We start from the raw sequence: 19,814 nt of genomic DNA on the forward strand, positions 1-19,814 counted from the left end.
AAGGGGAGGGCGCGCCCGCGGGCGCGCTTTTTTTTGGGGCCGCCCTGCCCATCCGCGCGATCCGAACCCGTGGCCGCCGCGTACAGCGGGCATGCGCACCGCCCCCAAAGCCATAATCGCTGCCAGTGCCGCAGCCGGTTCCCCATCGCCCTGGCTGTCGATCGTGACCCAGGACCAGCGAAAAAGACCCGTGCCGACACCTGACCAGCTCGCCGAATGGCTCGAAGCCGTCGCGCGCGATGGCAACCGCCAGGCGTTCGCCGCGCTGTTCAAGCATTTCGCGCCGCGCGTCAAATCCTTCCTCATGCTCGCGGGCGCCAGCGATGCCCTGGCCGAGGAACTGACGCAGGAGACCATGGTGAACGTCTGGCGCAAGGCCCGGCTGTTCGACCCGCAACGCGCATCGCCCTCGACCTGGGTGTTCGCGATCGCGCGCAACCGGCGCGTGGATTTCATGCGCCGCCAGGGCAACCACCTGCTGGCCGACATCGACGACGAAGCGGCCGAACTGCCCGATCCGGCGCCGGCGCTCGACGAGCAGGTGCTGGCCTGCGAGAACGAGGCGCGCATCCGCTCGGCCATGGCGCGCCTGTCGCCCGAGCAGGTGCACATCCTGCGCCTGTCCTTCTTCGAGGACCAGGCGCACCCGAAGATCGCGCAGGCGCTGAACCTGCCGCTGGGCACCGTGAAGTCGCGCATCCGTGCCGCCATCGGGCGCCTGCGCCAGCTGCTCGAAGGAACCCCATGACCATCCATCACCACCCCGGCGACGATCTGCTGCTGGCCTTCGCGGCCGGCACGCTGGCCGCGGGGCCTTCGCTGGTCATGGCCACGCACCTCGAAGCCTGCGCGCAGTGCCGCGCGCGCGTCGGCCTGCTCGAGTGCGCGGGGGGCGTGCTGCTCGATCAGCTGGAGCCGGGGCTGCTGTCGCCGCAGGCCCTGGCCAACACGCTCGCCGCCATCGACGCGCCGCCGCGCAAGGTGCCCGCGCGCAGGCCGGCGTCCTCGCTGCCGGCGCTGCCGGCCGGCATGGCCTGGCCGCGCGCCCTCGAGGCCTGTAGCGCGACCGGGTGGCGTTTCCTGGCCCCGGGCATGCGCTGGAGCCGGCTGCGCCTGCCGTCGGACCCCGGCGCCAGGCTGTTCCTGCTGCGCATCGCCGAAGGCCGCGGCCTGCCCGTGCATTCGCACAGCGGCAGCGAGTGGACGCAGATCCTGCACGGCGCCTTCGACGACGGCCGCGAGGTGTTCGGCGCCGGCGATTTCGACGTGGCCGATGGCAGCGTCCATCACCAGCCGACCGTGCAGGGCGGCGGCGAATGCATCTGCCTGGCCGCGGTGGAGGGGTCGATGCGCTTCGACAGCCCGATTGCGCGCGCGATGGCCGGCCTGATAGGCATGTAGGAAGCGGCGGCGGCGGGACTGCTCGCTCAGGCCACGCTCTCGCCGCTGGCCGCGACCTCGCGGATCGCCGTGGCCTGCTGCGCGATGCGCGCGCGCTCGGGCGCGTCGATGCGCGCGAGGCCTTCGAGCTGCATGCGCATGCGCGGGTTGGCCGCGAGGCGCGCATGGTGGCGCATCAGGAAGTCCCAGTAGAGGGTCGTGAAGGGACAGGCGCGCTCGCCCACGCGCTCGCCGGGCCGGAAGCGGCAGTTCGCGCAGGCGCTGCCGCCGCTCATGCGCTCGATGTAGCGCCCGCTCGCGACATAGGGCTTGCTTCCCATCAGGCCGCCATCGGCCGACTGGCTGATGCCCAGCGTGTTGGGCAGCTCGACCCATTCCACGGCATCCACGTAGACCGCCAGGTACCACGCGTGCAGCGCCTTCGGATCGACGCCGAGCAACTGGGCGTAGAGGCCCGTGACCATGAGGCGCTGGATGTGGTGGGCGTAGCCGTGCGCCAGGGTCTGGCCGATCGCGTCGGCGAGGCACGACATCGCGGTCGCTCCGGTCCAATAGAAGCGCGGCAGCGGCAGCCGGGCATCGAGCGCGTTGAGTTCGAGGTAGCCGGGCATCCGGGTCCAGTAGATGCCGCGCACGTACTCGCGCCAGCCGAGGATCTGGCGGATGAAGCCTTCGGCGCTTTCCAGCGCAACGTCGCCGCCGCGATAGGCGCTCTCCGCGGCCCGCACCACTTCGCGCGGGTTCAGCAGCTTGAGGTTGAGCGCGGCCGACAACTGGGAGTGCCAGAGCCAGGGCTGCCCATGCCAGATGGCGTCCTGCCAGCGGCCGAAGAAAGGCAGGCGCTCGCGCACGAAGCGCGCGAGCGCCTGCAGGGCCTGCGGGCGGGTCACGGGCCAGGCGAAGGACTCGAGCTGGCCCGGGTGATCGGCGAAACGCCGCGCGACCAGCGCGAGCACCTCGCGCGTGAGCTCATCGGGCTCGAAGCGCGGCGGCGCGGGCAGTTCCTCGGGGCCGCCGCGCCCGAAGGGCTTGCGGTTGCTGTCGTCGTAGTTCCAGCGGCCGCCGCACGGTTCGTCGCCGTCCATCAGCACGCCATGGCGCCGCCGCATCTCGCGGTAGAAGAACTCCATGCGCAACGTGGCGCGCGTGGCGGCATGGGCCGCGAACTCGCGCACCGTGCAGAAGAAATGCCGGTCCTTCTCGATCCGCAGCGGCAGGCCGTGCGCGCGCGCGCCACCGCGCGCAGCGCCCGCAGCACGCGGTGGTCGCCGGGCGCGGTCAGCGCCAGTTCCTGCGGCCGCAGCCGGTCGATGGCCGACGCCAGCGCCTGTCCGAGGCCAGGGTGCGCGTCCGGGTCGTCGAGACGGCCGTAGTGCACCGTGCGGCCCAGCGCCGCGAGGGTGGCGGCGAAGTGGCGCATGGCCGCGAGGAACAGGGCGATGCGGGGCTGGCTGGACCACACATGCGTCGACTCCTCGGCCACCTCGGCCATCCAGACGGCATCGCGGGCGTTGTCGAAGCCGTCGAACGCCGCGGCGTCGGCATCGAGCTGGTCGCCGAGCACCAGCACCAGCCGGCGGATCATGCGCAGCCTCTGCTCACCGCTCCGGCCAGCGCTGCGGCACGCGGCGCAGCTTCGCGAGGTCGTAGCCCAGCGCCTCGATCTTGCGCAGCGCCTGCGCGTAGGCCTCGGGCGTCAGTTCGGGCGTGCGCGCCATCAGCCAGACGTAGTCGCGCTTGCTGCGCGCGACGATGGTGCTCTGGTAGTCGGCCGACACGTCGGCGATCACGTACTCGGCCTGGATCGGCCAGATGAACTGCATGCCCCAGACCGCGTTGCCGGTGTCGGGCCGCACAGTGCCCACGGGATGCAGGGTCTTGACCGGCGCCTCGAAGCTGCCGTCGCGGTAGCGGAAGTCGGTCTGGATGCGGCCATCGGGCCGCTGAGCGTAGGACTCGACGGCATTGAACGCGTTCTTCTCCGGAAAGGTCGGGATGTGCGCGATCACGTACCAGTCGCCCATGAAGCGCGCGATGTCGACCTGGGGCGCCGGCGCGATCGACGGCGTCGGCGTCGCGCAGGCCGTCAGCGCGGCGCACAGGCAAGGGGCCAGCCAGGCGGCCGTGCGCTTGAGATCGACGCAAGAGGCGAGGGAAGGTGGGTTCATGCCCTCCGTACGCGGGCGCGCGCTCACCGGATCATCGGTCGCGGCGCCGTCCTACTCGGACAGGCCGGCGCGCGCGAGCTCCACGTCCAGCCGCTCCTTCGCGTCGGCCGGCTGGAGCGCCGCGGCCTTCTCGTAGAGCCGCGTGGCCTCGGCCATGCGCGCGTCGCCATGCAGCATCAGCAGCGCGCGCGCGTACTCCATCAGCGCGCTGGCCGAGTGCGGATGCAGCGCGATGCCGTGCTCGAACAGCTCGACCGCGGTCTCGGACCGCACGCCGTAGGTCATGCGGCCGACCAGCGCGCCGACCTTGTCGATCACCTCGGCATGGAAGGTGGCGAGCGCGACGTGGGCGTCGGCATGGCGCGGCTCGAGCGCGATCACGCGTTCGAGCGCCTCCTTGAGCCGCGTGCCCAGGCCCTGCGCGAGCGCGCGCGCCACGCTGATGCCCTGGCTGTAGCGGCCCATCGCATAGGCCTGCCAGTACAGCGCCTGGCAATCGTCGGGCTCGGCCGCGACCCGCGCGCCGGCGCGCTCCACCACCTGGCGGAACATCGCGAGCCGCACGGCCTCGCGCGGCTCGAGGTAGTTGGCATAGATCGCGGTCGCCTGGTTGGCCAGCGCGAGGCCCTCGGCGCCATGCAGCAGGCCGATGGCGGCAGCGCGTTCGAACTCGCCGCTGTGATAGAGCGCCCAGCCCTCGGCCAGCGCCTCGTTGTGCTCGGGCGCCGGCATCTCGTGGCCGGCATGCAAGCGCTTCCAGTGGGCGATCAGGCTGCGCGCATCGAAGCGCGGCACGTCGGCGTAGGGCAGCGGCGCCCAGGGGCTGGAACCGGTGCCGCCGGGCGCGCCGCCGGCCGTCGCCGTGGGCATCAGCGGGAGGGGTTTGAAATCGTGGGGAGACATGGTTCAGGCGGCCATATCGGCGGGGGACGAAGCCGTGGGGCCGCTGGCGGCATCTTCGCCGCCGTAGGCCCGGCCCAGTGTCAGCAAATGGCGCCGTTGCTCGGCGCCGAGGTAGGGCGCGAGCTGGTGCAGGGTGTGGCGGGCGCCGCGCAGCAGCGCGGCCTGCGCATGGGCCGGCTCGAGCGCCTGGCGCGGGTTGCGCACGTACTCGTAGCTGAGCCAGTAGGTCAGCACCACCACCATGCTCTGCGCCAGCGTGTCGACCTCGTGGGCATCGATCTCGAGGTGGCCCGCGCGGCCCAGGCCCGCGATCAGCTGGCGCATCGCGCGCACCTTGTGCTTGAGCACGAGCTGGAACTGGGTCTCGAGGTGCCGGTTCTTGCTCAGCAGGTCGTTGAGGTCGCGGTAGAGGAAGCGGTGGCGCCAGATCAGCTCGAACAGGCTGTGCATGAAGAACCAGGCGTCCTCCACGTCGTGGATGCCCTCGCTCGCATGGAGCAGCTCGCCGAGCTCGGTCTCGTAGCCCTCGTAGAGCTTGTTGATCAGCTCTTCCTTGGCCGGGTAGTGGTAGTAGAGGTTGCCGGGACTGATGTTAAGCTCGCCGGCCACGAGCGTGGTGGAGACGTTCGGCTCCCCGAAGCGGTTGAACAGGTCCAGCGCGGCTTCGAGAATGCGTTGTGCAGTGCGGCGTGGCGCTTTCCTGGCCATGTCGGTGCTCCCGGGTTGTCTCTTGGAAACACTCTAGCGCAGGAACGCCGCGCGAAGCGCGCAGGGGGACATTGATTTGCGGGGCACTGCGTTTGTGCAGTGCCGCATGCGCGTGGCGCCGTGCGGCGCCTCGGCGCGCATTCGGCGCCGGAATCGGCCGCTTCGTGGCCGGAAAGCGGCTTTATTCGGCGCCGCTCGATTTGTTGCGCCGCACCGTGGCCTTGCGTGCCGGCGTCTCGACCGACTTGGCATGGCGCGCGGCGCGCGCACCGCGCGCCGGGCTGGCGGCGGGTTTCGCGCTACCGGCCGCGCCGCGCAGGGCGGCCAGCTCGGCCTCGAGCGCCGTCACGCGTGCCTGCAGCGCGGCCACCTCGGCCGGCGGCGGCATGCCGAGCTTGTCGAGCGCGCGCGCCACGCGCTCCTCGAAGATGTTCTCGAGCTTGCCCCACTGGCCCGCGGCCTTGGTGCCGAACTCGTTCGCGAAGCCGGCCATGCGGGCCTGGGCCTGCGACAGGGTTTCTTCCGCGGCCTGCTGGGTGCGCTTCTGCATGCCGGCGCCGTCCTTGACCAGCGACTCGAAGGCCTTGCTGCCCTCCTGTTGCATCTTGGCGAAGGCGCCGAGGCCGGCCAGCCAGATCTGCTGCGCGGAATCCTTGATGCGGTCGGAGGTCTTGTCGAAGCGGTCGTCGTCCTGGGTGGCCATGTGCGGTCCGAATGGGTGGGGAGCGGAAAAGGGGGAAGGGGCAAAGGGGCGGTCTGCCGGAAACCGCCGAACTCTAGCCGCGCGGGCCGTGCGCGGTTAGAGCCTTTTGCCTATTCGGGTCTTTGGCGGACCGCTCAGGGGTTGCCCGAGGCCGCGCGGCTCGCGTCGAGGTGCGCCCGCGCGCGCTCGGCCAGCGCCATCTCGCCCGGCGTGCCCGGCACGTAGGCCTCGACCGGCAGCGGGCGGCCGTGCGAATCGACCGAGACGAAGACGATCAGGCACTCGGTGGTCTTCTCCATCGCGCCGCCCTTCATGTCGCCGCTGCGCACCTCGACCGAGATGTTCATGCTGGTCTTGCCGGTGTAGGCCATGCGCGCCTCGACCTCGACCAGGTCGCCGATCATGATCGGACGGTGGAAGCGGATGCTGCCGATGAAGGCGGTGACGCAGTAGCGCTTGGCCCAGCTCGTGGCGCAGGCGTAGCCGGCCTCGTCGATCCACTTCATGACCGTGCCGCCGTGGACCTTGCCGCCGAAGTTGACGGTGTTGGGTTCGGCGAGGAATCGCAGGGTGATGGAAGACATGCTGTGCCTTTGTGCTTTCGGGAAGGGGCCGTGGGGGCCGGGACGTGGGGGAGGCGATTATGCGAGGGCGCGCATGACGGTTCGGCCGCCGCCCGTCGTCCGGGCATGCCCGCCGGGCCGCAAGCGCCATGCCACCGGCTCAGGCCGGGCCCGCCGCCTCGCCCTCGTTGAACAGCTGCGCCAGCGTGCGCCGCAGCCAGGCATTGCCGGCGTCGGCATGGAAGCGCTCGTGCCAATGCTGCTTGACCGCGTACGAGGGCAGCTCGAACGGCGGCTCGAGCAGCTGCACCGGCTCCTGCGTGGCCAGCACCTGGCCGAGGATGCGCGGCACCACCACCAGCAGCTCGGTGTGGGCCACGATCCGCGCCACGCTGAGGAAGCTCGACAGCCGCGTCACCACGTGGCGCCGCAGCCCGAGCCGCGCGATGGTCTTGTCGACGATCGCATGGCCGGTGCCCGAGGAGGCCACCACCGCATGCGCCTCGGCCTCGAAGCGCTTGCGCGTCAGCCGCTCGCCCACGCGCGGATGGTTGCGCGCGGCCAGGCAGACGAAGTTCTGCATGAACAGCGTCTGCTGGTAGAAGCCGGCCTCGAGCTGCGGCATGAAGCCCACCGCGAGGTCGACCGCGCCGTCCTCGAGCCGGCGGCCGCTCTCGGTCGAGATGATCTCGGTCTCGATGCGCACGCCCGGCGCCACGTGCCGCAGGTGGTCGAGCAGGCCCGGCAGCAGCACCACCTCGCTGATGTCGGTCATGCAGATGCGGAAGCTGCGCTCGGCCGTGGCGGGGTCGAACACCGCGCGCCCGCCCTTGGCGCGGTTGAGCCGGTCGAGGATGTCGAGCACCAGCGGCTGGGTCTGGCGCGCATAGGGCGTGGGCTCCATGCCGCGCGAGGTGCGCACGAACAGCTTGTCGCCGAAGTGGGTGCGCAGCCGGGCGAGCGCCGTGCTCGCGGCCGACTGCGAGATGCCGAGCCGCTCGGCGGCGCTCGAGACGTTGGCGGTCTTGTAGACCTCGTCGAACACCAAGAGCCATTCCAGATCGAGTTGTGCCATGGGCGCGGCCCTCGCCGTGTGCGGCCCGCGGGCCACCATTATCGAAAAACAGGATCGGAGCTATCGCCGGTCCCCCATTGCGCCAATAGTAGTGCGGGCGGATGATCCCGTTGATTCGGAAGTTCTAACCAGGCCGGCGCCCAAAGTCGCCGCCGCGCCATGCACCGCGAGAGACACGCCATGAACCCCTCCACCGCCCGCGCCGCGCCCTCCAATGCGCAGGAGCGCCGCGACTACTACGACCGCATCCGCCCGCTGCACCTCACGCCGCTGTGGGAATCGCTGCATGCGCTGGTGCCGCGCGAGCCGCAGACGCCCTGCGTGCCCGCGCTGTGGCGCTACGACGAGATCCGGCCGCTGCTGATGGAGTCGGCCGACCTCATCACGGCCGAGGAGGCCGTGCGCCGCGTGCTGGTGCTCGAGAACCCGGCGCTGCCCGGCAACTCGTCGATCACGCAGTCGATCTATGCCGGGGCTGCAGCTGATCATGCCGGGCGAGGTGGCGCCCTCGCACCGCCACGTGCAGTCGGCGCTGCGCTTCATCGTCGACGGCCAGGGGGCCTACACCACCGTGGGCGGCGAGCGCACCACCATGTACCCGGGCGACTTCATCATCACGCCCTCGTGGGCCTGGCACGACCATGGCAACGAGGGCATCGAGGGCGTGGTGGAGCCGGTGGTCTGGCTCGACGGCCTCGACATCCCGATGCTGCGCTTCTTCGACGCCGGCTTCGCCGAGAACGACGACGCCAAGGTGCAGCACGTGGCGCGGCCCGAGGGCCACAGCCTCGCGCGCTTCGGCCACAACATGGTGCCGGTGCGGCACGACCACGCGTCGCAGACCTCGCCGATCTTCAACTACCCCTATGCACGCAGCCGCGAGGCGCTGGCCCAGCTGCAGAAGCAGGAAGCGCCCGATGCCTGGCTGGGCCACAAGCTGCGCTACATCAATCCGCTGACCGGCGGCTCGCCGATGCCGACCATCTCCACCAACCTGCAGCTGCTGCCCAAGGGCTTCGCGGGCAAGACGCACCGCGCCACCGACGGCTCGGTCTACAGCGTGGTCGAAGGCCATGGCAGCGCCGAGATCGCGGGCCAGCGCTTCGAGTTCGGGCCGCGCGACACCTTCGTCGTGCCCTCGTGGGCGCCGCTCACGCTGCATGCGCCCAACGGCGACTGCGTGCTCTTCAGCTTCTCGGACCGGCCGGTGCAGCAGGGCATGGGGATCCTGCGCGAAGCCTTCCTCGAGAACGCCTGAGCCCCGGCCCTTTCGTTTTTTTCTTTCCCTCGACCGTTGCCGTCCCACGCGGCAGGAGCCCTCATGTCCTTCGTCTTCACGCCCCCTTCCATCGTCGGCCTGCCCATCGTCGGCAGCGACAAGCAGTTCCCCGTGCGCCGCGTCTACTGCGTGGGCCGCAACTACGCGGCCCATGCGCGCGAGATGGGCTTCGATCCCGACCGCGAGCCGCCGTTCTTCTTCTGCAAGCCCAACGACGACGCCTCGGTGGTGCCGGTGGCCGAGGGCACGACCGGCGCCATTCCCTATCCGGCGCTGACCGCCAACTACCACTACGAGGCCGAGCTGGTGGTGGCCATCGGCGAGGGCGGCCGCGACATCCCGGTGGAACAGGCCGCGAGCCACATCTACGGCTATGCCGTCGGCCTCGACATGACGCGCCGCGATCTGCAGATGAAGATGCGCGAGCAGGGCCGGCCCTGGGAGATCGGCAAGGCCTTCGACTTCTCGGCGCCGATCGCACCGCTGCGCACGCTGGCCGAGGTGGGCGAGATCGATGGCGGCGAAATCCGCCTCGAGGTCGACGGCGAGGTGCGCCAGAAGAGCGACATCACGCACCTGATCTGGTCGGTCAACGAAGTGATCGCCAATCTGTCGACCCTGTTCGCGCTGCAGCCCGGCGACCTGATCTTCACCGGCACGCCCGAGGGCGTGGGCGCGGTGAAGCCCGGCCAGACGATCAAGGTCAGCATCGAGCGCCTGCCCTCGCTGAGCGTTCGCATCGACTGAGCGAGCCGCGCATGAGCCCGACCCCTTCCCCCACCGTGCTGCTGGTCGGCGGCGGCATCGGCGGCATGGCCGCCGCGCTGGCGCTGGCACGCCTGGGCGTGTCGATCGACCTGCTCGAGCAGAGCGCCGCCATCGGCGAGATCGGCGCCGGCCTGCAGCTCGGCCCCAATGCCTTCGCCGCGCTCGACGCGCTGGGCGTGGGCGAGGCGGTGCGCCGGGGCTCGGTGTTCACCGACCGGCTGGTGATGATGGACGCGGTCGACTGCTCGGAGGTGGCCTCGGTGCCGGTCGGCGAGGCCTTTCGCGCGCGCTTTCGCAACCCCTATGCGGTGAGCCACCGCGCCGACCTGCACGGCGCGATCCACGAGGCCGTGAAGCAGCATCCGCTGATTCGCTTCCACACCTCGGCGCAGGTCGAGACCCTCGACACCCGGGGGCAGGGCGTGGTCGCGGTCACGCGCGACGGCCGGCGCTTCCAGGCCGATGCCATCGTCGGCTGCGACGGCGTGAAGTCGGTGGTGCGCGCCGCGCTGATCGGCGACGCGCCGCGCGTCTCGGGCCACGTGGTCTACCGCGCGGTGGTACCGGCGGCCGACATGCCGGCCGACCTGCGCTGGAACGCGCCCGTGGTCTGGGCCGGCCCGGACTGCCACCTGGTGCACTACCCGCTGCGCCATGGCGAGCAATACAACCTGGTCGTCACCTTCCACAGCCGCGAGCGCGAGGAATGGGGCGTGACCGACGGCAGCAAGGACGAGGTGCTGTCGTACTTCGAGGGCGTGCATGCGCGCCCGCGCCAGCTGCTCGATCGCCCGACCTCGTGGCGCCGCTGGAGCACCGCCGACCGCGATCCGGTCGAGCGCTGGAGCGAGGGCGCGGCCACGCTGCTGGGCGATGCGGCGCATCCGATGATGCAGTACCTGGCGCAGGGCGCCTGCATGGCGCTCGAGGACGCGGTGACGCTGGGCGAGGCCGTGAAGGCCTGCGACTTCGACCTGCCGGCGGCCTTCAGGCTCTACGAGGCGGCGCGCGTGGCGCGCACGGCCCGCGTGGTGCTGTCGGTGCGCGAGATGGGCCGGCTCTACCATGCCAAGGGCGTGGAGCGCCTGGTGCGCAACAGCCTCTGGCCGGGCCGCACGCCCGAGCGCTTCTACGATGCGGTCGAGTGGCTCTATGCCTGGCGCCCCGAGCGCTGCCTGGACGACGCGCCCGAGGCGCTGCGCCGATCGGCACGCACCGAGGCCACCGCGCTTTCGCCACACTGACACCCGACGCCTTCATCATCCACAACCATCGAGGCCCCAGGCCCACCGGAGACAAACGACCATGAACTTCCCGCGCGCACTGCTGACCGGCCTTCTCGCCCTGACCTCGCTGGCCATGGCCGGCGGCGCGGCGGCCCAGGCCGGCGACTATCCGAACAAGCCCGTGACGCTGGTCACGCCCTTCGCGGCCGGCAGCGGCCCCGATGCGGTGCTGCGACTGGTCTCGGACAAGCTCTCGCGGCTGTGGAACCAGCGCGTGCTGATCGACAACCGGCCCGGCGGCGGCGGCTTCATCGCCATCGACCAGGCCCGGCGCGCCGCGCCCGACGGCTACACCCTGCTGCAGCTCGACAGCGAGCACGTGGCCGCGCTGCCGCACCTGTACAAGTCGCGCAACTTCGTGACCTTGCAGCACTTCGACCCGGTGGCCTCGCTGTTCCGCACGCCCTTCTTCGTGGCCGTGGGCAGCGACTCCAAATGGAAGAACATGGCCGACCTGATCGCCGCCGCCAAGGCCGATCCCGACGCCATCGTCTACGGCTCCTGGGGCGTGGGCAGCCCGGGCCACCTGGGCGCGCAGCAGCTCGAGGCGCTGAGCGGCATCCGCATGCGCCACGCGCCCTACCGCGAGGTCTCGCAGCTGTATTCGAACGTGGGCACCGGCGAAGTGCCGTGGGCCTTCGCGAGCATTCCCTCGAGCCAGGGCATCTACAAGGCCGGCAAGCTGCGCTACATCGCGGTGGCCGCGGCCAAGCGCATCCCGCAGATGCCCGAGGTGCCGACCATGGCCGAGGCCGGCGGCCCGGCCGGGCTGGAGGTCAATTCCTTCGTCTCGCTGCTCGCGCCCAAGGGGGTGCCGGCGGCCATCAAGGCGAAGATCAACGCCGACGTGGCGAAGGTCATCGCCGACCCCGAGATCCGCGCCCGTTTCGACACCTTCGCCTTCGAGCCGCTGGCCTGGTCGCCCGAGGAGATCGAGCGCCAGGCCGAGGCCAAGTCCAAGGTCTACGGCGAGCTGGTGCGCAGGGGCAACATCAGCCTCGAATAGCGGCCCGTGCCTTGCTGGGGCAGTTAAGCTGCCCGCCTGTTTTGACACTTTTTGACATTTCTTCCTTCATGCAAGCCACCAAGAGAGCCCTCCTGATCGCCTGCGGCCTGGCTGCCGCCACGCTGCCGCTGGCCGCGAGCGCGCAGACGCCCGCCTGGCCCACCAAGCCCATCCGCCTGCTCGTCGGCTTCCCGGGCGGCTCCACGCCCGACATCGCCGCGCGCACCATCGCCGAGCCGCTGTCGAAGGCGCTGGGCCAGCCGATCGTGGTCGACAACAAGCCCGGCGCCTCGGGCAACATCGCGGCCGACACGGTGGCCAAGGCCAGCGACGACCACACGCTGGGCGTCGTCATCAACGGCAACCTCACCTCGTCGAAGCTGCTCTATCCGAAGCTGCCCTACGACCCGGCCAAGGACTTCACCTACCTCTCGCTGCTCGCGACCGCGCCGCTGGTGCTGGTGGCGCAGAACAACCTGCCCTCGGGCGATGCCTTCTTCGACGCCGGCCGCAAGGCGGGCAACAAGTGGAACTACGGCTCGGTGGGCATCGGCTCGGTCGGTCACCTGGGCATGGAACTGCTCAAGAGCCGCGTGCCGGGCTTCAACCCCGAGCACGTGCCCTACCAGGGCAATCCGCAGGTCATCACCGGCATGCTCGGCGACCAGATCCAGATGGGCCTGATCCCGCCCGGCGTGGCGATGCCCCAGATCAAGGCCGGCAAGCTCAAGGCCATCGGCCTGACCGCCGGCCGCAGCGCGCTGGTGCCCGAGGTGCCGCCGCTGGCCAATGCCGGCGTGCGCGACTTCAACCTCGAGGTGTGGGTGGCGCTGCTGGGCCCGTCCAACCTCTCGAAGGCCGCGCAGGCGCGCATCGGGCGCGAGCTCGAGGCGGTGATGAAGCAGCCCGAGGTGCGCCAGAAGCTGTTCGAGCAGGGCTGGCAGGCCGTGGGCACCTCGCCCGACGGCATGCGCGCGCGCGTCAACGACGAGGCCGCGATCATGACCAAGATCATCTCGACCAAGGGCATCACTCTCCAATGACGGCTGCAATGACGATGGCCGAGCCGTCGCGTTCGCTGCCGGTGTTCGGCAGCTACGACGTGGTGGTGGTCGGCGGCGGTCCGGCGGGCATCGCCGCCGCCGTGAGCGCCGCGCGCCACGGCGCCAGCACCCTGCTGGTGGAGCGCTACGGCTTCCTCGGCGGCATGGGCACGGCAGGCGGCGTCACCAACTTCGCGGGCCTGTACGGCAAGCGCCGCGGCCAGATGACGCAGCTGGTGCGCGGCGTGGTCGACGAGCTGGTCGAGCGCATCGCGTCGCTCAACGGCATGAACGATCCGCAGGACGGCATGGGCGGGCGCATCCGCGTGCGCTCGTACGACACCTCGGCCTACAAGCTCGCGGCCGACCAGTTGCTCGAGGCGGCCGGCGTGAAGCTGCTGTTCCATGCGCTCGCGGCCTCGGTGATCCACGACGGCGAGCGCATCGCGGCGCTGGTGGTCGAGACCAAGTCGGGCCGGCAGGCGATCCGCGCCAATGCCTTCGTCGACGCCAGCGGCGATGCCGACGTGGCGGCCTTCGCGGGCGTGCCCTTCGAGGTCGGCGACGGCCACGGCAGCGGCCTGTTCCCGACCACCATGTTCCGCATCGGCCAGGTCGACGCGCCGGCCGCGCTCGAGGCGGTGGGCGAGTTCAAGGCCATCAACGACTTCATGGCGCGCGCCGAGGCGAGCAAGCCCGGCGCCTACCGCTTCCCGCGCGAGGGCGCGATCCTGCGGCCCAACAAGGACCCGCGCGAATGGCGCGCCAACGTCACGCAGATCCGCAATGCCGAGGGCCGCGCGATGAACGGCGTCGACGCGCGCGAACTGACCGAGGGCGAGCTCGAGGGCCGGCGCCAGATCGCCGAGTACTTCCGTTTTCTCAAGGCCGAGGTGCCGGGCTTCGCGCAGTCGGCCATCGTCGAGATCGCGCCGCAGGTCGGCATCCGCGAGACGCGGCGCATCCAGGGCCTGTACGCGCTCGAGCGCGAGGACATCCTGTCGTCGGCCAAGTTCGACGACGCCATCGGCCTCAATGCCTGGCCGATGGAGATGCATGCCGACGGCCGCATCGAGTGGGCCTTCCCGCGCGATGCCGACAACGCCTACAACCACCTGCCCTGGCGCATGCTGGTGCCGCGCACGGTCGCCAACCTGCTGGTGGCCGGCCGCTGCGCCTCGATGACGCACGAGGGCCAGTCGGCCGCGCGCGCCAGCGGCGGCTGCTTCGTGATGGGACAGGCCGCGGGCACGGCGGCGGCCACGCTCGGCGGCGGCGCGTTCGCCGACGTGGACGTGGCGGCGCTGCAGGCGAAGCTGGCGGCGGACGGGGTCGACCTGGACCGCTGAGGGAGCGGGAGCGGGAGCGGACAGCCGAACGCAGAGGGCGCGAAGGTTTCGCGAAGGACGCAAAAAAGAAACCTGAAAAAGGTGGGCTGTCGTCGAGGCGCCGCCGCGCTCCCTTCGAGGCGAGCCTTGCTCGGGGCGCCGTGGTCGATCAGGCGCGGCTCACATCATTTCGGCTGTTCTTTCGCGTCTTTCGCGAAACCTTCGCGTCCTCTGCGTACGGTTCCCGCTTTCGGGCTTCCTGCGCGACAGCCCTTTGGGCTCCATGTTTGCTATCGTTTGCGGCTCTCTTTCGTCCAGCCGCTCCCGATGACCCCCGATACCGCCACCGCCGCCCGTCTCGTCGACGACCTCGTCGCCCTCATGCAGCTCGAACCCCAGGGCGGCGACCGCTTCCTGGCGCAGAGCGAGGACATCGGCACGCCGGCCGTGTTCGGCGGCCAGGTGCTGGGCCAGTCGCTGATGGCGGCCAACCTCACGGTCGGCGCCGATCGGCCCGTGCATTCGATGCACGCCTACTTCCTGCTGCCGGGCGAGCATGCGCCGATCGAGTACAGCGTCGACCGCGTGCGCGACGGCCGCAGCTTCACCACCCGCCACGTGGTGGCACGCCAGCAGGAGCGCATCATCTTCGAGATGTCGGCCTCGTTCCAGACCGTGGACGACGGCGTCGAGCACCAGATCGACATGCCCGAGGTGGCCGGCCCCGACGGCCTGGTCAGCGAGCTCGACCAGCGCATCGCGCTCGGCGACCGGCTGCCCGAGCCCTGGCGCAGCAAGGCGATCGAGCCGCACGGCATCGAGTACCGCCGGGTCCAGCCCGACGACCTGCTCGCGCCGGTGCCGCGGCCCGCGTCCGACAGCGCGATCTGGCTGCGCGCCGTCGCGCCGCTGCCCGACGACCCGATGGTGCACCGCGCGCTGCTGGCCTACGCCTCCGACCACGGCCTGCTGCGCGCCGCGATGCTGCCGCACGGCCTGAGCTTCATGACCGGTCAGGTGCGCCCCGCGAGCCTCGATCACGCGATGTGGTTCCACCGCGATTTCCGCCTCGACGACTGGCTGCTCTACGTGCTCGATTCGCCGAGCGCGAGCGGCGCGCGCGGCCTGTGCCGCGGCAGCATCTACACGCGCGACGGCCGACTGGTGGCCTCGACGGCGCAGGAAGGCATGCTGCGGATCCGGGCGCTGAAGAAGGGGTAGACCCCGGCCTCAGAAGGTGTGGGCGATGCCGAACTCGAAGCCCGTCGACCGGCCGCCCGCGAAGTTGCCCGCGTTGACCGCGGGCCCGCCGGGCAGCGCCATGAACGAACGCCCGCGGTTCTCGATGCGCGCCGCCTGCGTGTAGAGCGTGGTGCGCTTCGACAGCGAATGCGCATAGCCCAGCACCCACATCGCACCGCCGTTGCCGTCGACGGGACCGGCCACGGTGCCGGGCGCGAGCTGGGTCGTGACCGTGCCCGACAGCCGCGTGCGGCCATGCGAGAGCTCGATCTTGCCGCCAGACACCGGCACCGTCGCGGCCAGCATCCAGTTCGCCTGCCGGCTGCCGGCCGCGCGGAACTGGCGCCAGGTGCCGGCCAGCCGCACGACGCCGAAGTCGTAGGCCACGGTGGCGACCGAATCGTCGAGCCGGTTCGTCGGCGTTCCGGCGCGCAGCTGCGCGTCCGAGACCGCATGCGCGACCGCCGCGCTGAAGGGCCCGCCGGCGTTGTAGCCGAGCCGGATCAGCCGCAGCCGGGCCGCGCCGGTGGCGACGGTCTCGTTCTCGCGCGGGGCCAGGGCCAGCGTGCCCGAGAAGCCATGGAGGCTGGGGCTGAAGTACTGCAGCATGTTGCGCGCGTAATGCAAGGTGGTGTCGTTCTTGGAGAGCGGGCCGAACACCGCGCGCAGCGGGCCGTTCTGCAGCGTGTCGTAGAGATTGCCCGAGCTGCCCATGCCGATGTTGAGCCAGGGATCGTTCTCCATCCAGGTGACGTAGACCGGATGGAGGTCGTAGCCCAGGCGCAGCGTGCCCCAGCCGCGGTCGAGGATCTCCACGTAGGAGCCGCGGTTCCAGAACTGGCCCGGCATGCTGGTCGAGCCGAGGTTGCCGGTGTCGACGCCGATCAGGGTCTCGAGCTTGATGCCCACGCGCAGGCCGCCGCCGAGGTCCTCCGAGCCGCGGATGCCGAGGCGGCTGGTGCGGTAGCCGCCGCTGGACAGGCTGTCGATCGAGCCGACGCCGCTGTTGCTCACGTGGCGAAAGCCCGCGTCGACGATGCCGTAGAGCGTGAGCGACGACTGCGCCTGGACCTGCGATGCAAGGCCCGCGCACAGGGGCAGCGCGAACCGGAAAGCTCCGAACTTCATGATCTCCTCCTTGGGGTGACGTGGAATGGGCGACAGCGCGCCGCCCAGGGGCGATGCGCCCCTGGGGTGTGGTTCTTCGCGGCCCGCGGGCCGTGGATGGGAAGGGAGGCGCCTGCGCGGCGCTAGGTGCCCGGTTTCGGGAAGGCGCGAGCCTTCACTCGGGCGCGGCCTCGGCGGCCACGGGGTTCGACAGCAGGCCCACGCCTTCGATCTCGATCTCGATGCGGTCGCCGGGCTTCATCCACACCGGTGGGTTGCGCGCATAGCCCACGCCCGAAGGCGTGCCCATGGCCACCACGTCGCCGGGCTCGAGCGTCAGCGCCTCGCTCAGCAGCACCAGGGCCTGCGCCACCGTCACGAGCATGTGGTCGGTGCGATCGCTCTGCATCACGCCGCCGTTGAGGCGCGATTCGATCCGCAGCCCGCTCGCGCCGGGCGGCAGCACCGAGGCGGGCACCAGCCACGGGCCGAAGGCGCCGGTGCCGTCGAAGTTCTTGCCGATGGTCCATTGCGCGGTGCGGCGCTGGTAGTCGCGCAGCGTGCCGTCGTTGAAGCAGGCGTAGCCGGCCACGGCGTCGAGCGCCTGCGCGGGCGTGAGGTGCCGGGCGCGGCGGCCGATGACGACGGCCAGCTCGGCCTCGAAGTCGAGCTTGTCGGACACGCGCGGCCGCACCAGCGGTGCCTCGTGCGCGATCAGCGAGGTGGCCCCGCGCAGGAAGAAGCTCGGGTAGTCGGGCGCGGCATTGCCGCCCTCGGCCGCGTGCGCGGCGTAGTTGAGGCCCAGGCAGATCACCTTGCCGGGGCGCGCCACCGGCGTTTCCCAGCGCAGCCGCGCGGGGTCGAGCAGGGTGGCGCGCGACAGCATCGCCGCGCCGGGACCCGAGGCCACGAGTTCCTGCCAGGCCGTGTCGTGCGCGCCGGCCGGAACCTCGGCGCCCAGGCCCCAGAGTTCGCCATGGCGTTCCACCGCCCACTGGAGGACGCCGTCCGCGGGCGTCACGCGTGCATAGCGCGTCATCTCAGAGGCTCCCCGCCGGATGCGCGGCCAGCACCGTGCCGGCCGCTTCGCCGAAACCCACGCGCGCGCGTCCCGGCGCCTCGCACCAGCCGCGCAGGATCACGCGGTCGCCGTCGTGCAGGAAGGCGCGCCGGTCGTCGCTGTTCGCCAGCGCGACCGGTTCGCGGCCGCGCCGGCTCAGCTCGATCAGGCTGCCGGCCTCGGGCGCGGTCGGCCCCGAGATCGTGCCGGTGCCCAGCAGGTCGCCCGCGCGCAGGTTGCAGCCGCCCACCGTGTGGTGCGCGATCATCTGGCCGATGCTCCAGTACTGGTGGCGGAAGTTGGTGCGGCTCAGGCGCGAGGCTGGCTTGCCTTCGGGCTGCAGCCAGGCCTCGAGCTCGATGTCGAGCGCGCCCGCGGCGCGATGGCCCGCGGACTCGAGATAGGGCAGCGGCTGCGGATGATCGGCCGGCCGGCGCCACGGCACGCTGAACGGCGCCAGCGCATCGAGCGTGACGATCCAGGGCGAGAGCGTGGTCGCGAAGTTCTTGGCCTGGAACGGGCCCAGCGGCGTCATCTCCCAGGCCTGCACGTCGCGCGCCGACCAGTCGTTGAGCAGGGTGAGGCCGAACACATGGTCCATCGCATGGGCCAGCGCAACGGGCGTGCCGCGCGCGTTGCCCCGGCCGATGACCACGCCGAGCTCGAGTTCGTAGTCGAGCATCTCGCAGGGCCGCAGCACCGGCGGCTCGTCGCTCGAGGGCCGGGCCTGGCCCCAGGGGCGATGGATGCGCTCGCCGCTCACGCCCAATGACGAACTGCGGCCGTGGTAGGCGATCGGCATCCACTGGAAGTTGGGCGCGAGGCCCGCGGGCGGGTTGCGCAGGCGGCCGCCGTTCTCGGCATGGTGGATCGAGGTGTAGAAGTCGGTGAAGTCGCCGACGCGGATCGGCAGCGCATGCTCGATGTCCGCGAGCGGAACCAGCGCGGCCTGCAGCGCCGCGGCCTTCGGATGCGGCTGCTGCGCATCGAGCAGGTTCACCAGCGCATGGCGCAGCGCGCGCCATGCGGGCGGGCCCAGCGCGAGCAGCTCGTCGAGCGTCGAGCCGCCCGCGGCGCTCGCGGCCTGGCCGGCCAGGCCGTCGAAGCAGCCGCGCGCCTGCGCCTCGGCCAGGCACAGGGCCTGGTCGCCGATCGCGATGCCGCCCTGGAACGGGTCGTTGCCGCCCTTGCGGCGGAACACGCCGAACGGCAGGTTCTGCAAGGTGAAGTCGCAGCCGGGCGCATGCGCGGACGCGACGATGCAGCGGCGTGCGGGGTCGTGGGTGAAGTCGAGTGGCATGGAATCCTCGCTGGAGTGGATGGGCGGTGCGTGGACGACGATCAGCCCGCGTTCAGGCGCTCGTCGAAGATCGCGACGGCGCGGGTCCAGCCGGCGGAGGCGCTGCGGATCTTGTGCGGGAAGCAGGCGACGTGGAAGCCGTCGGCGGGCAGCGCCTCGAGGTTGTGCAGCTTCTCGAGGTGGCAGTAGCCGATGTCGCGGCCGGCCTTGTGGCCCTCCCAGATCAGGCCCGCGTCGCCGGTCGCCTCGTACTTCTTCGCGGTGTGGACGAAGGGCGCGTCCCAGCTCCAGCCATCGGTGCCCGTGAGCCGGATGCCGCGTTCCAGCAGGTACATGGTGGCTTCGTAGCCCATGCCGCAGCCCGAGCTCACGTAGACCGGATCGCCATAGAGCGCGCCGGCGCGCGTGTTGATCATCACGATCTCGAGCGGCCGCAGCGCATGGCCGATGCGCGCAAGCTCGGCCTCCACGTCCTCGGGCTGGACCACGTAGCCGTCGGGCAGGTGGCGGAAGTCGAGCTTCACGCCGGGCTGGAAGCACCACTCGAGCGGCACCTCGTCGATGGTGATCGAGGGCCGGGGCTCGCCGAGCGCCTTGTCCATCGTGCTGTGGAAGTGATAGGGCGCATCGAGGTGCGTGCCGTTGTGCGTCGACAGCGACACGCGCTCCACGGCCCAGGCCTCGCCGTCGGGCAGGTCTTCCTTCTGCAGCTTGGGAAAGAAGTTCGTGAGCTGGTGGTGCGAGTTCTGGTGGTGGAAGTACTCGATCTTCGGGCCCTTGCCGGGCGGGTCCGAGAGCACGTCGTTCTCGAGGTAGATGGACAGGTCGACGAACTTGCGATGCATGGCGGTCTCCGGGGTGGGGGTCGTGGGGG

At 71.0% G+C, this 19,814-nt stretch carries 18 protein-coding genes and 2 pseudogenes; 9 read left to right on the forward strand and 11 right to left on the reverse strand.

Annotated features, from left to right (window positions below; genetic code table 11):
* Positions 1-190: 190 nt before the first annotated feature.
* Positions 191-748 carry a sigma-70 family RNA polymerase sigma factor gene (locus tag ACHMXE_RS13905; protein WP_203203162.1) on the forward strand — a complete coding sequence of 186 codons (558 nt, stop codon included), beginning with the start codon at positions 191-193 and terminating at the stop codon, positions 746-748.
* On the forward strand, positions 745-1,401 hold the full coding sequence (locus ACHMXE_RS13910) for a ChrR family anti-sigma-E factor (RefSeq protein ID WP_395349783.1): 657 nt from the start codon (positions 745-747) through the stop codon (positions 1,399-1,401). Before ACHMXE_RS13905 ends, ACHMXE_RS13910 begins: the two co-directional genes overlap by 4 nt.
* Before the next feature lie 26 nt (positions 1,402-1,427).
* Here the strand turns inward: ACHMXE_RS13910 and ACHMXE_RS13915 are convergent.
* The 7 genes and pseudogenes from ACHMXE_RS13915 to ACHMXE_RS13945 all read right to left on the reverse strand — a co-directional run bounded on the left by ACHMXE_RS13915 (position 1,428) and on the right by ACHMXE_RS13945 (position 7,521).
* Positions 1,428-2,986: pseudogene (locus tag ACHMXE_RS13915) on the reverse strand (cryptochrome/photolyase family protein).
* A gap of 13 nt (positions 2,987-2,999) precedes the next feature.
* Positions 3,000-3,569, reverse strand: a complete 570-nt coding sequence (locus ACHMXE_RS13920) for a lipocalin family protein (protein ID WP_203203159.1) — start codon at positions 3,567-3,569, stop codon at positions 3,000-3,002.
* A 51-nt stretch (positions 3,570-3,620) separates the two neighbouring features.
* Complete coding sequence (locus ACHMXE_RS13925) at positions 3,621-4,439, reverse strand: hypothetical protein (protein WP_281080939.1); 819 nt, start codon at positions 4,437-4,439, stop codon at positions 3,621-3,623.
* Between the two features lie 36 nt (positions 4,440-4,475).
* Positions 4,476-5,180: a TetR/AcrR family transcriptional regulator gene (locus ACHMXE_RS13930; RefSeq protein WP_395349784.1), complete on the reverse strand. Its 705-nt coding sequence runs from the start codon at positions 5,178-5,180 to the stop codon at positions 4,476-4,478.
* A 181-nt stretch (positions 5,181-5,361) separates the two neighbouring features.
* Complete coding sequence (locus tag ACHMXE_RS13935) at positions 5,362-5,883, reverse strand: phasin family protein (protein ID WP_395349785.1); 522 nt, start codon at positions 5,881-5,883, stop codon at positions 5,362-5,364.
* Between the two features lie 134 nt (positions 5,884-6,017).
* Entirely contained in the window at positions 6,018-6,467 is a 450-nt protein-coding gene (locus tag ACHMXE_RS13940) for an acyl-CoA thioesterase (protein WP_203203155.1), read from the reverse strand.
* A 139-nt stretch (positions 6,468-6,606) separates the two neighbouring features.
* Positions 6,607-7,521 (reverse strand): LysR family transcriptional regulator, encoded by a 915-nt coding sequence (locus ACHMXE_RS13945; protein ID WP_395349787.1) that lies wholly within the window; start codon positions 7,519-7,521, stop codon positions 6,607-6,609.
* 180 nt (positions 7,522-7,701) lie between these two features.
* On the opposite strand from ACHMXE_RS13945, the pseudogene gtdA reads away from it, so the two are divergent.
* The 7 genes and pseudogenes from gtdA to ACHMXE_RS13980 all read left to right on the forward strand — a co-directional run bounded on the left by gtdA (position 7,702) and on the right by ACHMXE_RS13980 (position 15,452).
* Positions 7,702-8,779 (forward strand): annotated as a pseudogene (gtdA, locus tag ACHMXE_RS13950) (gentisate 1,2-dioxygenase).
* Positions 8,780-8,842: 63 nt separating this feature from the next.
* Positions 8,843-9,547 carry a fumarylacetoacetate hydrolase family protein gene (locus ACHMXE_RS13955; RefSeq protein ID WP_395349789.1) on the forward strand — a complete coding sequence of 235 codons (705 nt, stop codon included), beginning with the start codon at positions 8,843-8,845 and terminating at the stop codon, positions 9,545-9,547.
* 11 nt (positions 9,548-9,558) lie between these two features.
* Positions 9,559-10,812 (forward strand): 3-hydroxybenzoate 6-monooxygenase, encoded by a 1,254-nt coding sequence (locus tag ACHMXE_RS13960; protein WP_395349790.1) that lies wholly within the window; start codon positions 9,559-9,561, stop codon positions 10,810-10,812.
* Between the two features lie 61 nt (positions 10,813-10,873).
* On the forward strand, positions 10,874-11,860 hold the full coding sequence (locus tag ACHMXE_RS13965) for a tripartite tricarboxylate transporter substrate binding protein (RefSeq protein WP_203203151.1): 987 nt from the start codon (positions 10,874-10,876) through the stop codon (positions 11,858-11,860).
* A 68-nt stretch (positions 11,861-11,928) separates the two neighbouring features.
* Positions 11,929-12,903 (forward strand): tripartite tricarboxylate transporter substrate binding protein, encoded by a 975-nt coding sequence (locus ACHMXE_RS13970; protein WP_209542929.1) that lies wholly within the window; start codon positions 11,929-11,931, stop codon positions 12,901-12,903.
* An 8-nt stretch (positions 12,904-12,911) separates the two neighbouring features.
* On the forward strand, positions 12,912-14,252 hold the full coding sequence (locus ACHMXE_RS13975) for an FAD-dependent oxidoreductase (RefSeq protein WP_395349791.1): 1,341 nt from the start codon (positions 12,912-12,914) through the stop codon (positions 14,250-14,252).
* 306 nt (positions 14,253-14,558) lie between these two features.
* Positions 14,559-15,452, forward strand: a complete 894-nt coding sequence (locus tag ACHMXE_RS13980; RefSeq protein WP_395349792.1) for an acyl-CoA thioesterase — start codon at positions 14,559-14,561, stop codon at positions 15,450-15,452.
* Positions 15,453-15,461: 9 nt separating this feature from the next.
* Here ACHMXE_RS13980 and ACHMXE_RS13985 read toward each other — a convergent pair whose 3' ends face one another.
* From ACHMXE_RS13985 to ACHMXE_RS14000, 4 genes are all read right to left on the reverse strand, one after another.
* On the reverse strand, positions 15,462-16,601 hold the full coding sequence (locus ACHMXE_RS13985) for a porin (RefSeq protein ID WP_395349793.1): 1,140 nt from the start codon (positions 16,599-16,601) through the stop codon (positions 15,462-15,464).
* Between the two features lie 154 nt (positions 16,602-16,755).
* Entirely contained in the window at positions 16,756-17,619 is an 864-nt protein-coding gene (locus ACHMXE_RS13990; RefSeq protein WP_395349794.1) for a fumarylacetoacetate hydrolase family protein, read from the reverse strand.
* A 1-nt stretch (position 17,620) separates the two neighbouring features.
* Complete coding sequence (gene fahA / locus ACHMXE_RS13995; RefSeq protein ID WP_395349795.1) at positions 17,621-18,940, reverse strand: fumarylacetoacetase; 1,320 nt, start codon at positions 18,938-18,940, stop codon at positions 17,621-17,623.
* Between the two features lie 41 nt (positions 18,941-18,981).
* Positions 18,982-19,785, reverse strand: coding sequence for a cyclase family protein (locus ACHMXE_RS14000; RefSeq protein WP_395349796.1), 804 nt, complete (start codon positions 19,783-19,785; stop codon positions 18,982-18,984).
* Positions 19,786-19,814 lie beyond the last annotated feature (29 nt).

This window comes from Variovorax sp. UC122_21 (genome assembly GCF_044056785.1).
GTDB lineage: Bacteria > Pseudomonadota > Gammaproteobacteria > Burkholderiales > Burkholderiaceae_C > Variovorax.

Excerpts from the sequence above, each read along its gene's own strand:
- ACHMXE_RS13970 (WP_209542929.1), top strand. The coding sequence starts at position 11,929 with ATGCAAGCCACCAAGAGAGCCCTCCTGATCGCCTGCGGCCTGGCTGCC.
- ACHMXE_RS13990 (WP_395349794.1), bottom strand. The coding sequence starts at position 17,619 with ATGACGCGCTATGCACGCGTGACGCCCGCGGACGGCGTCCTCCAGTGG.
- ACHMXE_RS13985 (WP_395349793.1), bottom strand. The coding sequence starts at position 16,601 with ATGAAGTTCGGAGCTTTCCGGTTCGCGCTGCCCCTGTGCGCGGGCCTT.
- ACHMXE_RS13925 (WP_281080939.1), bottom strand. The coding sequence starts at position 4,439 with ATGCCCACGGCGACGGCCGGCGGCGCGCCCGGCGGCACCGGTTCCAGC.
- ACHMXE_RS13960 (WP_395349790.1), top strand. The coding sequence starts at position 9,559 with ATGAGCCCGACCCCTTCCCCCACCGTGCTGCTGGTCGGCGGCGGCATC.
- ACHMXE_RS13980 (WP_395349792.1), top strand. The coding sequence starts at position 14,559 with ATGACCCCCGATACCGCCACCGCCGCCCGTCTCGTCGACGACCTCGTC.
- ACHMXE_RS13940 (WP_203203155.1), bottom strand. The coding sequence starts at position 6,467 with ATGTCTTCCATCACCCTGCGATTCCTCGCCGAACCCAACACCGTCAAC.
- ACHMXE_RS13910 (WP_395349783.1), top strand. The coding sequence starts at position 745 with ATGACCATCCATCACCACCCCGGCGACGATCTGCTGCTGGCCTTCGCG.
- ACHMXE_RS13945 (WP_395349787.1), bottom strand. The coding sequence starts at position 7,521 with ATGGCACAACTCGATCTGGAATGGCTCTTGGTGTTCGACGAGGTCTAC.
- fahA (WP_395349795.1), bottom strand. The coding sequence starts at position 18,940 with ATGCCACTCGACTTCACCCACGACCCCGCACGCCGCTGCATCGTCGCG.
- ACHMXE_RS13965 (WP_203203151.1), top strand. The coding sequence starts at position 10,874 with ATGAACTTCCCGCGCGCACTGCTGACCGGCCTTCTCGCCCTGACCTCG.
- ACHMXE_RS13975 (WP_395349791.1), top strand. The coding sequence starts at position 12,912 with ATGACGATGGCCGAGCCGTCGCGTTCGCTGCCGGTGTTCGGCAGCTAC.
- ACHMXE_RS13930 (WP_395349784.1), bottom strand. The coding sequence starts at position 5,180 with ATGGCCAGGAAAGCGCCACGCCGCACTGCACAACGCATTCTCGAAGCC.
- ACHMXE_RS13935 (WP_395349785.1), bottom strand. The coding sequence starts at position 5,883 with ATGGCCACCCAGGACGACGACCGCTTCGACAAGACCTCCGACCGCATC.
- ACHMXE_RS13920 (WP_203203159.1), bottom strand. The coding sequence starts at position 3,569 with ATGAACCCACCTTCCCTCGCCTCTTGCGTCGATCTCAAGCGCACGGCC.
- ACHMXE_RS13955 (WP_395349789.1), top strand. The coding sequence starts at position 8,843 with ATGTCCTTCGTCTTCACGCCCCCTTCCATCGTCGGCCTGCCCATCGTC.
- ACHMXE_RS14000 (WP_395349796.1), bottom strand. The coding sequence starts at position 19,785 with ATGCATCGCAAGTTCGTCGACCTGTCCATCTACCTCGAGAACGACGTG.